Consider the following 1,398-nt stretch of genomic DNA (forward strand, 5'->3'; position numbering starts at 1 on the left):
CCCTACTTATGCGTAATTATTGTTTCTTTTATAGAAAAACATCATTTAATAAAATGAACAACAATTAAATTATAGTTTAAAAAATATAAATTTCACCTATTGTAAATTATCAATTAATTCATATATTACATATTATTATATCAAATATCATTTTAATTATAACTACAATTTCGACAAAAAACTCATGATTTTTTACACAACCAAAAACATGAATACTAACATTTTCTACAGAGTAAAGAATAAAATAATCTAAGGACTTAGAACTTACTTTTCCTTGTAACTAGAAAAAGATCTTCTTCAGATTTGAGCCTCAGGTTAAGGTTTAGAAAGAGTTAAAGTATTTATGTTTGGCTCTCCAACTCAAACTTTAAAAAGCCAATCGGCGGTGCAGCCTTAACCCAGGCTCACCAGAAAAAAGAAATTAAATTATTGCATGGCAAAAGGAGTAATCCTTGAAACCTGACCAAAGTTTTTCTTTGCGGAATTACCCAAAGTGGGATAATAATCCCCTTGCCTTTTTTGAGAAAAGAAGCACATCAAAATTAGCCTTTGGCCAAATTGGATTGGGAAAAGAAAGTTTGCAACGGCATAAGTATTTATTAACCAATGATTAAAAAGGGAAGAGCAATAAAATAGAAAAAACAATCTGTCAACGGTGGCTTTTCTTTGATTCGACTTTCCTCAAGGACTGATGAGAGCTGGTCCAAACAGATAATAAAACTAAATTTTTATTTCTTCCTTGGGAAAACTTTTTTTCATCACCAGACACTCACATATTATTTATGATGACTAAGAAATACGCACCTTCAAAAAAGGACACTTCTTTACTTCCTACATCTTAATCCTTAAGACATTAATGGTATCTTTAGGCAATTCATTACCCATAAAAATCCATCTAAATTATGCAAACCTATATTGCCATTCTTCGGGGAATTAATGTAAGTGGACAAAAAAAGATCAAAATGAATTCCCTAAAAGGCCTATTTGAAAGTTTAGGTTTTTCACATGTTAACACCTACATTCAAAGTGGAAATATAGTATTTAACTTTGAAAAAATAGACCAAAGAGAAATATCCAGACTAATTGAAAAGGAATTATGGCTTGCTTATAAATATGAAGTTCCCTGTTTAGTCAAAACCTCAAGAGATTTTCATTTTATATTCCAAAACAATCCATTTTTGAATGTAAAACAGGAAGATCCCAGTAAACTACATGTCACCTTTTTAAGAGAAAAACCAAATCAGGAGATATTAAAGAGAATTGGTCCAACAGTAAATAATGGAGATGAATTTATAATTTCTGAGAATGTTGTTTATTTGTTTTGTCCAAATGGATATGGAAAAACTAAATTTACTAATAGCTTTTTCGAAAATAAACTCAAAACCCAGGCAACCACTA

The 1,398-nt window shown here is 30.0% G+C and carries 1 protein-coding gene; it reads left to right on the forward strand.

What is annotated here, in order from left to right:
- Positions 1–902: 902 nt before the first annotated feature.
- A partial coding sequence (locus E1171_RS01365; RefSeq protein WP_187696163.1) for a DUF1697 domain-containing protein occupies positions 903–1,398 on the forward strand: 496 nt, incomplete at its 3' end.

This window comes from Xanthovirga aplysinae (genome assembly GCF_009711365.1).
GTDB classification, from domain to species: Bacteria; Bacteroidota; Bacteroidia; order Cytophagales; family Cyclobacteriaceae; genus Xanthovirga; species Xanthovirga aplysinae.